12 protein-coding genes and 1 pseudogene are annotated in these 14,211 nt (G+C 71.1%); 8 read left to right on the forward strand and 5 right to left on the reverse strand.

Annotation, left to right across the window (positions count from 1 at the left end; all coding sequences use genetic code 11):
- Positions 1-91 precede the first annotated feature (91 nt).
- The 5 genes from IPJ95_14670 to IPJ95_14690 are packed head-to-tail and all read left to right on the forward strand — an operon-like array spanning position 92 to position 5,324.
- On the forward strand, positions 92-889 hold the full coding sequence (locus IPJ95_14670; protein MBK7924845.1) for a tetratricopeptide repeat protein: 798 nt from the start codon (positions 92-94) through the stop codon (positions 887-889).
- Positions 886-1,380: a macro domain-containing protein gene (locus IPJ95_14675; protein MBK7924846.1), complete on the forward strand. Its 495-nt coding sequence runs from the start codon at positions 886-888 to the stop codon at positions 1,378-1,380. Before IPJ95_14670 ends, IPJ95_14675 begins: the two co-directional genes overlap by 4 nt.
- Positions 1,377-2,882 carry a transglutaminase domain-containing protein gene (locus tag IPJ95_14680; protein ID MBK7924847.1) on the forward strand — a complete coding sequence of 502 codons (1,506 nt, stop codon included), beginning with the start codon at positions 1,377-1,379 and terminating at the stop codon, positions 2,880-2,882. Before IPJ95_14675 ends, IPJ95_14680 begins: the two co-directional genes overlap by 4 nt.
- Entirely contained in the window at positions 2,879-3,634 is a 756-nt protein-coding gene (locus IPJ95_14685) for an ABC transporter ATP-binding protein (GenBank protein MBK7924848.1), read from the forward strand. Before IPJ95_14680 ends, IPJ95_14685 begins: the two co-directional genes overlap by 4 nt.
- Positions 3,618-5,324: a hypothetical protein gene (locus tag IPJ95_14690; GenBank protein MBK7924849.1), complete on the forward strand. Its 1,707-nt coding sequence runs from the start codon at positions 3,618-3,620 to the stop codon at positions 5,322-5,324. The genes IPJ95_14685 and IPJ95_14690 overlap by 17 nt, the downstream gene beginning before the upstream one ends.
- 12 nt (positions 5,325-5,336) lie before the next feature.
- On the opposite strand, the gene IPJ95_14695 is transcribed toward IPJ95_14690, so the two are convergent.
- Positions 5,337-6,296 (reverse strand): threonine dehydratase, encoded by a 960-nt coding sequence (locus tag IPJ95_14695; protein MBK7924850.1) that lies wholly within the window; start codon positions 6,294-6,296, stop codon positions 5,337-5,339.
- 168 nt (positions 6,297-6,464) lie between these two features.
- Here IPJ95_14695 and IPJ95_14700 point away from each other — a divergent pair, with 168 nt between their 5' ends.
- Together IPJ95_14700 and IPJ95_14705 are read left to right on the forward strand one after the other, a co-directional pair.
- Positions 6,465-7,667, forward strand: coding sequence for a hypothetical protein (locus IPJ95_14700; GenBank protein MBK7924851.1), 1,203 nt, complete (start codon positions 6,465-6,467; stop codon positions 7,665-7,667).
- A gap of 57 nt (positions 7,668-7,724) precedes the next feature.
- On the forward strand, positions 7,725-8,336 hold the full coding sequence (locus IPJ95_14705; protein MBK7924852.1) for a hypothetical protein: 612 nt from the start codon (positions 7,725-7,727) through the stop codon (positions 8,334-8,336).
- Positions 8,337-8,342: 6 nt separating this feature from the next.
- Here the strand turns inward: IPJ95_14705 and IPJ95_14710 are convergent, their stop codons facing one another.
- The 4 genes and pseudogenes from IPJ95_14710 to IPJ95_14725 all read right to left on the reverse strand — a co-directional run bounded on the left by IPJ95_14710 (position 8,343) and on the right by IPJ95_14725 (position 12,351).
- Positions 8,343-8,876, reverse strand: coding sequence for a zinc ribbon domain-containing protein (locus IPJ95_14710; protein MBK7924853.1), 534 nt, complete (start codon positions 8,874-8,876; stop codon positions 8,343-8,345).
- On the reverse strand, positions 8,876-9,520 hold the full coding sequence (locus tag IPJ95_14715; GenBank protein ID MBK7924854.1) for a cytochrome c-type biogenesis protein CcmH: 645 nt from the start codon (positions 9,518-9,520) through the stop codon (positions 8,876-8,878). The genes IPJ95_14710 and IPJ95_14715 overlap by 1 nt, the downstream gene beginning before the upstream one ends.
- Before the next feature lie 2 nt (positions 9,521-9,522).
- Positions 9,523-11,571 carry a heme lyase CcmF/NrfE family subunit gene (locus tag IPJ95_14720; protein MBK7924855.1) on the reverse strand — a complete coding sequence of 683 codons (2,049 nt, stop codon included), beginning with the start codon at positions 11,569-11,571 and terminating at the stop codon, positions 9,523-9,525.
- 633 nt (positions 11,572-12,204) lie between these two features.
- Positions 12,205-12,351: pseudogene (locus IPJ95_14725) on the reverse strand (zinc ribbon domain-containing protein).
- A gap of 260 nt (positions 12,352-12,611) precedes the next feature.
- Between IPJ95_14725 and IPJ95_14730 the strand changes: the two are divergent.
- A complete protein-coding gene (locus tag IPJ95_14730) occupies positions 12,612-14,171 on the forward strand; it encodes a hypothetical protein (protein ID MBK7924856.1) in 1,560 nt (519 codons plus the stop codon).
- The last annotated feature ends 40 nt before the right edge of the window (positions 14,172-14,211 follow it).

Here is a 14,211-nt window from a genome sequence, read left to right on the forward strand (position 1 = left end):
TCAACCTTGCGGTGGCGTGGTGAAAGGCGAACGGGACCGGGCTATTATTCGGCGGCGTGCGCGTGGGCCCTCACCCCTTCCCGACCCGCTGATGACCTCGTACCGGAGCCGGGCCACCGGCCTCGATTCGCTGCTCGACGAGCTGTTCGGCACCGCGGGCCTCGAGGGCGACCTCCCGGCGGACATCCCCGATGCCGGCTACCCGCTGCGTCCGTTCGCCGGAGCGTCGCCGCAGGATGATCTCGTGGCCACCGAGCCACGGACCGACGAGTCGCCGGCCGAACGGCTGTATCGGCGCGCGGTGGAGGCGGCCAGCCGCGGGCGGGTGAGCGAGGCCATCCACCGGTATCGCGAGCTCCTGGCCGTCGATCCGGGCAACGTGAGTGCGCGGAACAATCTCTCCGCGCTGCTCGAGACCACCGGCGACCCGGCCGAGGCACTGGAGCAGCTCAGCGCCGCGCTCCGGGTGGCCCCCGACAACGTCAACATGCTGGTCTCCCGGGCGGCCATCCACGGCCGGCTCAAGTCGTACGGCGACGCCGAGCAGGACCTGCGTCGCGCCCTCCGCCTCTCCCCCGAACATCCCCAGGCCCACCTGACCCTGGGCCTGATCCTGTGGCGCAAGGGTGTGCCGAAGGAAGCGGCCGAGGCGCTGCGGCGAGCCATCGCCCTGGAGCCCGGGAACGCCACCGCCTTCTATTATCTGGGCGAGGCGCTCAACCAGGCCGGGGACCTGCCCGGCGCCCGCGCCGCGCTGGAGTCCTCCGCCACCCTCGGCCCCGACCATGGCCGCACCTTTCGCCTGCTGGGGCGGGTCCTCGACCGCCTCGGCAAGCCGGACGAGGCCATGGCCATGTACCGCCGCGCGAAGGCCGTGGGCGACGCATGATCCAGGTGGTCGAACAGCCGCTCGCCGGCCTCCCGGTGGACGCCGTGGTCCGCGCCGCGGATGAGACGCTCGGCCCCGTGGGGCTGGTGAGCCGGCAGCTCGATGCCGCGGCCGGCCCCGCGGGCGAGGCGCAGCGGCGGGTGCAGGCCCCGCTGCAGGTCGGCGCCGCGGTGATCACCGGGGCCGGTGACCTGGCCGCCGAGTTCATCCTCCATGTGGTGGTCCAGGACGCCGACCGCCCCGCCACGCGGGAGACGCTCCGCCGCGCCCTCGCCTCCGCCTGGCACCGGGCGGAGGGATGGCAGCTGCGCTCGGTCGGAGCGGCGCTCTCCGGGTTGGTCGTGGGGGATGACGATGCCGCCCACGCCCTGGTGGAGAGCTTCCGCGACCGGCCCGACGCGACCGGATTCCCGGCCGAGCTGCACGTGACCATCGACCGGCCGGAGCAGCGCCAGGCCCTGGCGCCCTGGCTCGGCGACGGGGCGCGATGAGCCGACGGACGCTCGCCGGGCTCATCCTGTTGGCGTGGTTCGGGGCCCTGGGCTGGCTGGTGCAGCGCCAGTACGGCCCCGGCCCCGGCGGTGCCGAGTCGGCAGCGCGCTGGCCGGTGCCGCCCGGCTCCGCGTTCCTCGCCGTGCGGCTCGGCGACCGCCAGATCGGGCTCGCCACCGCCACGGTGGATACCCTGGGCGACAGCCTCCGGGTCAGCGACCTCACCACCATTGACCTCCCCGCCGTGGACACCACCCCGCGCCGCACCAGCGCCCGGGTGGTGGCGATGTACTCGCGCGGGCTGCAGCTGCTCCGGTGGCAGGCCGACGTGCTCACCGAGCAGGGGCGGGTGGCCTCCGAGGGGACAGTCTCAGGCGATACGCTGCTCACCGAGATCGTGACGGCGGCCGGGGCGACGCCGGAGACCCTGCAGGTGCGGCTGCGCCGGCCGGTGATCCTGCCGGGCGCGATCACCCTGGTGGTCGCCTCGCGGCGGCTGCCGCGCGTGGGCGACAAGCTCAACCTCGAGGTCTACGACCCGCTGGACCACGAGGTCCGGCTGGCCCGGCTCCAGGTCACGGCCGAGTCGCTGTTCACGGTGGCCGACAGCGCCGAGTTCTCCCCGGACCTCCGGCGCTGGGCGGCGGTGCACAGCGACACGGTGCGCGCCTGGCGACTCGACGGCGCGGAGGCGGGGCTGCCCGTGGCGCGATGGATCGACGCCGCGGGCATGCCGGTACGGGTGGAGCATCCGCTCGGCGCCACCCTGGACCGCTCCGCGTTCGAGCTGGTGCAGACCAACTTCCGGGCCCAGCAGCGGGCGTACTGGGACACCACGGTCGCCGCCCCCGACCTGCGGCGCTTCGGCGGGCTGCCCGCACGGCGGGGCACGCTGCGCGCCGTCGCGAGCCGGCAGGGCGGCCGCCCGATGCACCTGCCCATCCCCGCGGGAATGGCCGGCGCCGGACAGGCGTGGCGCGCGGATACCCTGGGCCGGGACACCACCATGGCCGATGACAGCCTGGCGCCGATGCCGCCGGTGGCGGAACCGCTGCTGGCCGACGACGGCACCCTCGCCCGCGAGGCGGCGGCCATCGTGGGCGCCGAGCGGCGGCCCGAGGTGATGGCCCGGCGGCTGAATGACTGGGTCCGGCGGTCGATTACTGTTCGGGAGGGGCCCGGGCAGGCGCCCGCCGCGGTGACCCTGGCCCGGCGGCGGGGCTCGCCGGCGGAGCGGATCAGCCTGCTGGTGGGGCTGGCGCGGACCGCGGGGCTGCGGGCCCGCCGGGTCTGGGGCCTGGCGCTGGTGGAGGGCCGCTGGCAGCAGCGCGGCTGGGTGGAGGTGTGGGCCGACCGCTGGCTCGCGGTGGACCCGGACGTCGCGGCGATCCCGCCCGGCGCCGATCGCGTGCGCCTGGCCACCGGGGGCCAGCCACGCCTGCTCGATCTCGCCGTCGGCGCGGGCGCGCTCCGGCTCCAGGTTCTCGAGGACGACCGATGATCCGGCTGACCGGCCTGACCAAGCGCTACGGCAAGTTCACCGCGGTGGATGCCATCGACCTCGAGATCCGGCGGGGCGAGCTGTTCGGCTTCCTGGGCCCCAATGGCGCCGGCAAGACCACCACCATGCGGATGATCGCCGGCATCCTCCAGCCCACCGCGGGCCGGATCGAGATCGCCGGCGATGACCTCGCCCGCGACCCGATCCGCGCCAAGAGCCGCCTCGGGTTCATCCCGGACCGGCCATTCGTCTACGACAAGCTCACCGGGGCGGAGTTCCTGCGGTTCGTGGCCGCGCTCTACGGACAGGACGGCGAGCCCATCGAGCGCCGCATGGCGGAGCTGCTCGACCTCTTCGAGCTCACGCCCTGGAAGGACGAGCTGGTCGAGAGCTACAGCCACGGCATGCGGCAGAAGCTGATCATCTCGAGCGCGCTGCTGCACAAGCCCGAAGTGATCGTGGTGGACGAGCCCATGGTCGGGCTCGACCCCAAGGGGCAGAAGTTCCTCAAGGACCTCTTCCGCGCCTTCGTGGAGCGGGGCGGCACGGTGCTCATGAGCACCCATACCCTCGACACCGTCGAGGAGATGTGCGACCGCATCGGGATCATCGCCGGCGGGAAGATCCTGGCCTGCGGTACCATGGCCGAGATCCGGCAGCGGTTCCAGGGCGGCGACCAGAAGCTCGAGGAGCTGTTCCTCAAGCTCACCGGCGGCATCATCGAGCGGGAGATGGATGCCATCCTCGAGTGAGCTGCCCCAGCCGTCGCTGCAGACCATCACCACGCCCAAGTGGCGCAGCGCCCTCAACCGGCTGCGCCAGGAGCGGGCCGGGGGCAACGGCAAGTTCTTCCTGCTGGCGCTGGTGGCGCTCGGGTTCTGGGCTGCGGTGTTCGGGCTCAGCTACAAGATCCTGAACTACATCCAGTCCACCAGCGAGGTGGGCGTCCCGCTCGCCGCCAAGTTCCTGAGCATCATCCTGCTCGCCTTCGCCTCGCTGCTGCTGCTCTCCAACCTGATCACCGCGCTGTCGAGCTTCTTCCTGGCCAAGGACCTCGACCTGCTGGTCTCCTCGCCCACCGACTGGCTCCGCCTGTACCTGGCCAAGCTGGGCGAGACGCTGCTGCACTCCTCGTGGATGGTGGCGCTGATGGCGGTGCCGATCTTCACCGCCTACGGGATGGTCTTCGAGGGCGGCCCCCTCTTCCCCCTGGTGGTGATCGGGGCGCTGCTGCCCTACTTCATCCTGCCCTCGGTGCTGGGCTCCGCCATCACGCTCATCCTGGTCAACGTCTTCCCGGCCCGGCGCACCCGGGACCTGCTCAGCCTGATCGCGCTCGGCGCCTTCGGCGGCCTGGCCCTGCTCTTCCGCCTGGTGCGGCCCGAGCAGCTGGTGCGCCCCGAGGGGGTGCGCAACCTGCTCGACTACCTCTCCGGACTGCAGGCCCCCACCAGCCCGTTCCTGCCCAGCGAATGGGCCACCGCGATGATCATGAACTGGCTCCGCCAGGTGGCCGACCCGCTGCCCATCCTGCTGCTGTGGACCACGGCGCCGGCGTTCATCGTCCTGGGCGCCATGCTGCACGCGCGGCTGTACCACGCCGGCTACTCCAAGGCGCAGGAGGGGGCGGAGAAGTTCGTCCGGGCGCGGGGCTGGTCGGGGATCACGGCGCGGCTGTTCCGGGGGATGCCGCCGGCCCGCCGGGAGTTCGTGCTCAAGGACCTGCGGGTGTTCTTCCGCGACACCACGCAGTGGAGCCAGCTCATCCTGCTGGCGGTGCTGCTCGTGGTCTACGTCTTCAACATCAAGTCCCTGCCGCTCTTTTCGGGCGAGAAGGTCCCGGTGTTCCTGGTGTCGCTGGTGGTGTTCCTCAACCTGGGACTGGCGGGCTTCGTGCTCGCCGCCATCGCGGCGCGGTTCGTCTTTCCCGCGGTCTCGCTCGAGGGGAAGCAGATGTGGCTGCTCCGCTCCAGCCCGCTCGACCTCCAGGCGCTGCTGTGGAGCAAGTACTGGACGGGCACCCTGCCGCTGCTCGTCCTGGCCGTGGTGATCACCTTCAGCACCAATGTGCTGCTGCGCGCCACGACCTTCATGATGGCCATCAGCCTCGGCACTATCGTCCTGCTCACCTTCGCGATCAGCGCCATGGCCCTGGGCTTCGGCGCACTGTACCCGCGCTTCGACACCGAGAACGCCGCGCAGATCCCCACGAGCTTCGGCGGCATGGTGTTCATGATGTCGGCGATCGTGCTGCTCGGCGTCGTGCTGGTGCTCGAGGCCGCCCCCGTGCTCGGCTACCTGCGGGCCCAGCTGCAGGGCGACACGCCGGTCCCGGGACCGTGGATGGTAGGCTCGCTGGTGGCAGTGGTGGTGGTCTGCATCGCCGCCACGATCATTCCCCTGCGCCTCGGCCTGCGGCGCATCGAGGCGATGGAGTTCTAGCCCGGCCCGACCCTACCGGCCCGCGAGGATGCCGGCGTAGACCTCGCGGTCGATGTTCCCGCCGCTCAGCACCACCCCCACCTTCCGTCCCCGCATCCGGTCCCGCTCCTGCGCCAGCGCCGCCAGCGGCGCCGCGGCGGCGCCCTCCGCCACCTGGTGGATGTCGCTGAAGCACGCCCGCATCGCCTCCCGGATGCCCTCCTCGCTCACCTGCACCACCCGTTCCGCGCCGCGCCGGATCATGGCGAGCGCGTCGGGGTCCGGTGACCGGGTAGCGATGCCGTCGGCAAAGGTGTCGGCGCGGTCGGTCGCCACGGGGTGGCCCGCCTCGAACGAGAGGGCATAGGCCGGGGCCCGCTCCGCCACCACCCCCACCACGCGCGTGGCGCTGCCCAGCGCGTCGCGCGCCGCGATGACCCCGCAGATCCCCGACCCCATGCCGATCGGCACGTACACCGTGTGCAGGCCCGGCACCGCGCGCAGCCACTCCAGTCCGTAGGTGGCCACCCCGCGTACCAGCAGCGGATGGAACGACGGGATCAGGTGCAGCCCCTCCTGCTCCGCCAGCTGGATGCTGTGCTCCCGCGCCGCCTGGAAATCGTGCCCCGCCTCCACCAGCTCCGCCCCGAGGGCCCGCATCGCGCGGTTCTTCTCGCGGCTGTTGCCCTGCGGCACCACGATCACCGCGCGCAGCCCCAGCCGGCGCGCCGCGAAGGCGATGCTCTGGCCATGGTTGCCCCGCGTGGCGGTGATCACCCCGCCGAAGCCCGGCTCCTCCCGGCGGAGGTGCTCCAGGTAGTGCAGGCCGCCGCGGACCTTGAAGGCCCCGGTGGGCAGGTGGTTCTCGTGCTTGACCCACACCTCCGCGGCGCCGTAGCGCTCCGCCAGCAGCGGCCAGGCGATCTGGGGGGTCGGCGGCACCAGGCCGCCGAGCCAGCGACTGGTGGCTTCCAGGTCGTCACGAGTGAACATGTGAAGGCTCCGGCACGAGGGAGATGACACGCAATCTAGCCACGGGCGCGGAAGCGCCGCGCCGTTTTTCGCGCCGCGTGGCGTTTCCCCGAGCCCAAGGATTCATGAGGTCGGGCGGAGGTTGGGCGTGCGGATTGACCGCACACAACCCCAACCTGAGAGGCACCCATGTCACCCCGTCTGCTCCTTGCCTGCCTGGCCGGCACGGCGCTGCTGGCCGCCTGTGCCGGGCCGGAACCCGTGGCCGTCCCCGATCGCCCCGCGTCCCGGGTGGACCCCGGCATCCGCGTGAGTCCCGAAACCGCGCGCCTCGAAGGCCTGGCGCGGCGCCTGGCCATCGCCCTGGGCGACCCGGCCTTCCGGGCGCGCTTCCGCGCCCGCCTCGAGGCCTCCCCGTTCCCCGAGCACAAGCTGCACCTGCAGCGCACCCTGGCCGGGGAGGGCGGCGCCGAGCTGCGGGCGGTGGCCCGCTTGAACGGTGAGCCCGACCGCCAGACCGACTCCGTGCTCGGCGCCGCCCAGGCCCTCGAGGTGTACCTCCCCGTCCCGGTCCACCGGGAGCGGTGGCAGGGCGAGGCGGGCCTGCTGGTGGCCACCGCCGCCCGCGACGGCGACCTCCCCGTCGCCTTCGACCTCGCGGGGGGCCGGCACCTGCTCGATCCCACCCGGCCGCCCCGCACCCCGGTGCTCGCCGTGGTCCCGGTCGAGACCGACTTCGACCAGGCGCCGGTGAACGGCGATGCCACCTGCCTCCCGCCCAGCTCCTGCGGCGGCGGGGGGTCGCTGGTGGCCCCGGGGCTGTACATGACCAAGGCCCATTTCGTGGACGATTTTGAGAGTTGGTTGAAGGGCAGTCCCGAACTTGAGATCCAGGTCCTGGGCCAGGCGGGCACCACCGACTCGCTCACCAAGTACCGGTGTTCGGCGGAGCACCAGCCAAGCCCCTACCAGTGGAACGGCGACACCGACTGGTCCGGCAGCGTGCTGCTCTTCAGCCAGGCGGAGATGAACAGCTACCACCAGGCCCACCCCGGCGAGGCGTTCCGGATCGTCGCCGTGGAGGACGACGACACGGCCTGCGAGCTGAAGGTCGACCAGAACCGCTGGGCCAGCTTCGTGGGCACCATCGGCCCGCTGTACCAGGACGTCACGGGCGCCATCGACTCGGGGAGCGTCACCAGGTTCCTCGCGGCCGGGCGCAGCCTGCGCAAGTTCTTCAGCAGGCTGGGCGCCGTGATCAAGACCAACGACGACCTGATCGGCAACGCCATGGAGGACAAGGTGGTCGGCGAATTCCACCCGGGCTACAACTGGATTCTCCGGGCGGACGACAACGTGACCAATGGCTGGCTCAACCTGCAGATGAAGTGACCCACGGGCCGGCGGGAGCTTCCCGCCGGCCTCCCCCCCGACCCGAGGACGTGCCTCATGCGCTCGACCTGGCTGGCCTGTGGATTCCTGCTGGTGACCTCCGCCCTCGCCGCACAGGCCCCCGAACACCGCTGGCGCCTGCAGATCGGCACCGCCCTCGAGGCGTTCGGCGGGGCGTCCGCGGATACCTCGACGATCGCCGGCACCGAGGTGGAGGTGCGGCCGGCCTCGCGGCTGGCGTTCGCCGCCGGCCTGCATCGGCGATGGGGTGCCTGGGAGGCGGGCGTCGAGCTGGGCTATGGCAGTGGCGCCCTGCGCGCCGTGACCGACGAGCTCCAGCTCGACGACCGGATCGCCGACGTGACCCGGTACCGCGCTGCCCTGCTCCTAGGGCGACGGCTGGCCCACCTGGGGAACGCCACGCTGACCCTGCTCGGCGGGCCGGCGGTGGACCACTGGGAACTCGGGGGCTACGGGGGCCGGACGACGTTCGCCGTCCAGGCGGGCCTGGCGCTCCGCTTCCCGCTGGGGAACCGGGTCGAGTTCGAGCACCGGGTGTTCGGCGGCCTCGGCGGATCGCCCTTCCGGCGCGAGACCCTCCCCCCGGAAGCGGAGATCCGGAGCCTGCGCACGCTGGGCGTGGGCGCGGGACTCCGGATCGGGTTGTAGCGGGGTTCAGCGCGCGACGGCGGTGCCGCACCCCTCGCAGAACTGACTGCCGGGCACCAGCGGCGACCCGCAGCTGGCGCAGCCCCCCACCGTCAGGGACCGGCCGCAGCCGGAGCAGAACAGCGCGTCCGTCTCCGGCCTCGGGCCGCAGCCGGGACAGCGGATGGCCGGGCCCGAGAGCTTCTTCACCCGCTCGGCGATCATGGCCTCCACCGGGTCGCCGGGAACCCCCGGGGCGTCCGTCGGCGTCGCGCTGGCCTCGGGCACCTTCGGTCCTTCCTCCTGACGGAGGATGGCGAGGGCCTCGGCGGTGTACCGGCCCTTGAGCGTGGCGTAGTCCTCGTCCGAGAGCTTGCCCGTCTCGCGGTCGAACTCGATCTCGCGCAGCGCCGCCAGGGCGATGCCCTTGGGCGTTTCCTCGAGGTCTTCCGGCTCGTCCGCCCCGGGTGGGGCGGTCACGCCGGGGCGGGTCAGCGGGCTGATGATGGCGGCCACCACGACGAGGCCCACCAGCACGGCGGCCAGGACTTCAGCGAGCATCACGAGTCGAGCTCCCGCAGTTCACGTTCGAGTCGGGCCAGCTCATCGGAGGAGGCCGGCGGCGCGGCGGTCACGGCCCGCAGGGTGCCCGGCGCCATCGGGGCAGCGTCGCCCGGGACGGCCGCCACGGTCCGCAGCTGGAGGGAACGGGTCCGCTGGCGCAGGATCACCAGCATGGCGCCAGCCACCAGCAGGATGGCCACCCCGGGCACCACGTAGCCGGCGATGTTGAATCCCTCCGGCTTGGGAGCCATCAGGACCTTCTCGCCGTACTTCTCCACGAAGGCCGCCACGATCTCGTCGGCGGTCTTCCCGTCCTGGGCCAGCGCCACCACTTCCTTGTGCAGCGCCGGGGAGTAGGTGCAGGTGAAGTCGGTGGTCCGGCAGGTGTAGATGTCGAGGGTGCAGCCGCAGGTGCACTGCATCCGCTTCTCGACGCCGGTGATCATGGCGTCGTTGTCGTGGTCGGTGACCCGCTCCCGGGACCGGCCGGCCGACGCGGGATCGCGCAGCGTTCCCGCCTCCCCCTGCCCAGGCAGCACCTCCTGTCCCTGCCCCACCCCGGCGCGGGGCGCGAGCCCGGCCACGACGGCGCCAGCGGCCGCTGCGCGGCCCAGGCCACCGAGAAACCCCCGTCGGTTCATGGTCACGCCCCCGCCCCGCTGCTGCCGGCCAGCTGCACCTCGTAGCCGGCCTGGCGCGGCCGCACCACGGCGCCACCCGTGCCGCCGGGCCACATGGTGATCAGTCCCCCGACGACGAGGACCACGCCGCCGATCCAGACCCACAGCACCAGCGGGTTGATCGTGAAGCGGTACACCGCCTCTTCCGTGCCCTCCACGGAGCCGGCATAGACGATGTACAGGTCTTCCTGCATCGTGCTCCGGATGCCCACCTCGGTCGAGGGCTCGAACGACTTCTGCCGTACCCCCGGCGCCGGCTCGGAGAAGTGCTGCCGCTTCTCCGAGTTGATCACGCCGGCCGGGACCCCGTCCTTGGACACCTGCACCGAGGCCTGGGTGACCACGCGGTTGAGCTGCTCGAACTGCGACACCCCGAGGTGGGTGAAGGTGTAGGTGTGGCCGAAGGGGCTCTTGAGCGTGGCGGAGTCGCCGGGCCGCAGGGTGGCCTCCATCTCCGTCTTGAAGGCATAGCCCGCGAAGGCCGCGAAGTAGATCACCATCCCCAGGTGCACCACGTACCCACCGTAGCGGCGACGATTGCGCGCCACCAGCTGCAGGAACGCGGTCGGCACCGATTCCCCGTACATCCGGTGCCGGGCCCGGGTGCCCCGGACGAACTCCTGCGTCAGGGTGCCGACCACGAAGCCCGCGAGCGCGAGGGCCATGAGGGCGTAGAAGTCGGTCACCTTGAAGGCCAGCAGCGCCAGCATCACCACCACGCCCGACGCCACCGGCCAGGTGAACTGCCGCTTGAGGTTGGCCGTCGAGGCCTTGCGCCACGCGATGAGCGGCCCGATCCCCGTCAGGCCCAGCAGCAGCAGGCCGAGAGGCACGTTCACCTTGTTGAAGAATGGGGGGCCCACGGAGATCTTGGTGCCCCGCACCGCCTCGGAGAGGATCGGAAAGAGCGTGCCCCACAGCACCGAGAAGGCGATGCCCACCAGCAGCAGGTTGTTGAAGAGGAACGCCGCCTCGCGGCTCACCATGCTCTCCAGCTGGACGTCGGCCTCGAGCCGGTCCCAGCGGGTGTACAGCAGGGTGAAGGACAGGATGGCCGCCGTGACCAGGAAGCCCAGGAAGAAGTAGCCGACATTCGACTGGGTGAAGCTGTGCACCGAGGCGATGACGCCGCTGCGGGTGATGAACGTGCCAAAGATGCTGAGCAGGAACGACCCGATGATGAGGGTCATGTTCCAGCGCTTGAGCATCCCCCGCTTCTCCTGGATCATCACCGAGTGCAGGAATGCCGACATGGTCAGCCAGGGGAGCAGGCTCGCGTTCTCCACCGGGTCCCACGCCCAGTAGCCGCCCCAGCCCAGCTCCACGTAGGCCCACCACATGCCGAGCGTGATGCCGATGGACAGGAACAGCCAGCTCATCAGCGTCCACTTGCGGATGGCCTGCAGCCAGCCCGTGTCGAGCCGGCGGGAGAGCAGCGCCGCGATGGCGAACGCGAACGGCAGGGTGATGCTGATGTAGCCCAGGTAGAGCATCGGCGGATGGATCACCATGCCGATGTTCTGCAGCTGCGGGTTGAGGCCGTTGCCGTCCGGCGGGGTGAACGGCAGCCGCTCGAACGGGTTCGAGGCGAACAGCATCACCATCACGAAGAACACGGTGACCGCGCTGGTGACCGCCGCCACGTAGGGCATGAGCGCCCGGTAGCGCGCGGGGGTGAGCCACTGCGCCAGGGCCGCGAAGAACGAGAGCACGATCGCCCAGAACAGCAGGGAGCCCTTCTGGCCGGCCCAGAAGGCCGACACCAGGTAGTAGCCGGGCAGGTTCCGCGAGGTATAGGCCGCGACGTACTCGATGTTGAAGTCGTGGACGATGATCCCCTTCCACAGGGAGATCGCCGCCACCACCAGCACCCCGAAGAGGGCGTAGACCGCCCGGGTGACGGAGAGCGCCAGCTCGGGCCGGCCGTGCCAGCGGCCGGAGAAGCCGACCACGGCGGCCCACCCGCCGAGGAGAAACGCGGCCCAGAGGGCAAACTGGCCGAGGAGGGTCATGGGAGGGGCTCCAGCTCAGGATTGACCGCGGGCGGCCTGCGCGGCCTTGAGGAATTCCTCGAGGGCGCGGGGATGCTCGCTGTACTCGGGACGGGCCTGCTTCGACTCGGTGTCGTAGTGGGCCAGGAAGTCGGCGTAGCTCTTCTTGAGGCCCGCCTGGTCCGACTGGAACCGGGCGATGGTCCCCTTGATGACGTACCCGAAGAGGTGCCCGGGCTGCTGCTTGAGGATGGTGTCGGCCAGGGCGCGGGCGCCGTCCACGTCACTGGTGTGCAGCATGATCAGGGCGGCGTGATAGCGCGCATCGGCGTCTACGGTGTCGAGCATGCCGTAGGCCTGCAGCGCCATGGGCGCGAAGCTGGTGACGGTGTTGGCGTCCCCCTGCTCCGCCGAGCGCATGATCCGGTTGAACAGCCGGTCGAAGCGCTCCCGCGGGGTCATGCTCGCGAGGTCCACCGCGCTCGGATCATCGGCGCCGGCCGCGAAGGGCGCGGTGGCGGCTGCGACCTCGGGAGCCGCGGCGTTTCCCTTGGAGAGCGCCAGCACCGCCGCGCCCACCAGGGCCACGGTCAGGCCGCCCGCCGCGAACCAGAGGATGGGATTGCCCGCGGGTCCGGCCGGAACGGCCGCCGTGCTGGCACCACAGCTGGCGCAGAATCGGGCGTTCGGGGCGAGCGCCTGGCCGCACTTGCCGCACGACCGCGCGTCGAGGGTCGCGCCGCAATGGCGGCAGAACTTGCCGCCGGACTCCTTACCACAACTGGGACAGGTGGCGCTCACCGGGGGAACTCCACAGAGAATTGGCAGGGAACGAGAAGACTGCGCGAAAGCCGACTACCCCGAACGACAACGAAAGCTAGGTCCCGGCGGGCCCGATGCAAGCGCCCGATCTGCCCAACGTTCCGCGGGTCGCTATGAAGAACACCGTACATGAGCGGAACTTAGCGAATCCATGAAGAAAGTCTCACCGCGAAATGTCTTGACCGTTATCCGGAATCGCTTACTGTAGGCGCGAAACCCTTACAACACGGTTAACGCCCATGCGTAGAACGCCGATCCTGTCCCGCCTCGGGTCCCTGGCGCTGCTTGTCTCAGCCGCAGCATGGCTGGGCGCCTGCACTGACACGGTCTACCGCGACCGTCCCCCCTTCAACCCGCCGCCGGATGCCGCGAGCGGCTTCCTCGGCTACTTCTCGGCCGACGAGCAGCAGACCACCTGTGGCAATTGCCACGTGGACCACCAGGGTGACTGGACCAAGCACGGGCACTCGGGCGCCTTTGCGACCCTCGAGAACTCGGGCCATGCCCAGAGCTTCTGCTATGGCTGCCACACGGTCAGCGAGCTGGGCAACGCGGTCGACAGCGCGGCCGGCTGGAACGTGAAGCAGGACAACGCCTACCACGACGTGCAGTGCGAGAACTGCCACGGCCCGGGCGAGACCCACGTGAAGACCCCGGACGCCTCGGCGGCCCCGCTCGCCAGCGCCCAGGCCGACACCGGCCTCCTCGGCTCCGGCACTTGCGCCGAGTGTCATACCGGCGTGCACCACCCCTTCGTGGAGCAGTGGCGTGAATCCCGCCACGGCGAACCCAACACCCACACCGCCACCAACGCCTCCTGCCAGCCCTGCCACGAAGGCCGCGGCGTGCTGCGCGCCTGGGGCGTGACGGCGAACTACAAAGAGAAGCTGGACGTCGTCGACACCACCAACGCGATGGCCATCACCTGCACCGTCTGCCACGATCCGCACGGCAACGGCCAGCCCGGCCAGCTCCGCTTCCCGGTCGACGATCCGTCGCTCGAGAACAACCTGTGCATGAAGTGCCACTCCCGCCGGTTCGAGCCGACCACGACCTCGAACAGCTCGGGCCCGCACGGTCCGCAGGGTCCGGCGCTGCTCGGCACGGCCGGCTGGTGGCCGTCGGGTTCTGACACGACGCCGCAGGCCACGACCCACGGCGACCCGACGCTCAACCCGCGCCTCTGCGCCGGCTGCCACGTCACGGCCTTCACGGTGAACGACACCAGTGGCGCCTTCCAGCTGCAGTCGGTCGGGCACCTGTTCCGCCCGATCCCCTGCGCCGACGCCCAGGGCAACCCGCTGCCGGGCTCCGACAATACCTGCGCCTATGATGCGGCGTCGCGGAACTGGTCGACCTGCACCACCAGCGGCTGCCACGCCAACCCGACGCAGGCCGCGAATGCCCTCAGCGCCAGCCGCGCGGTGCTGCAGACCCTCGTGAACCAGCTGTTCGTCGACACCGACGGCGACCGGCGTGTGGATTCGGCCACCGACGGTGGGTACCTCTCGCTGGTACCGACGACCGAGTTCAACACGACGGACAACTTCCTCAGCGTGGCCGAGGGCGCCCTGTACAACGTCCAGCTCTGGGGCGAGAACTTCGCCAATCACCCGGACAAGTCCTTCGGCACCCACAACCCGTTCCTGGCCCAGCGTCAGCTGGCCGCCACGATCGCGGCGATGCAGGCCCAGTATCCCTTCCTCCCGGCGCCGCCGGCCGGTATCAAGGCGCTGATGGACCAGGGCGTGGCCAAGGCGAAGGCTCGTGGAGCGGCAGTCCCACTCAGCTCGCGCTAACTGAATGATTCTGCAACATGAAGGCACCATCCGCCCCGGC

This window comes from Gemmatimonadota bacterium, from assembly GCA_016713785.1.
Classification (GTDB): Bacteria; Gemmatimonadota; Gemmatimonadetes; order Gemmatimonadales; family GWC2-71-9; genus JADJOM01.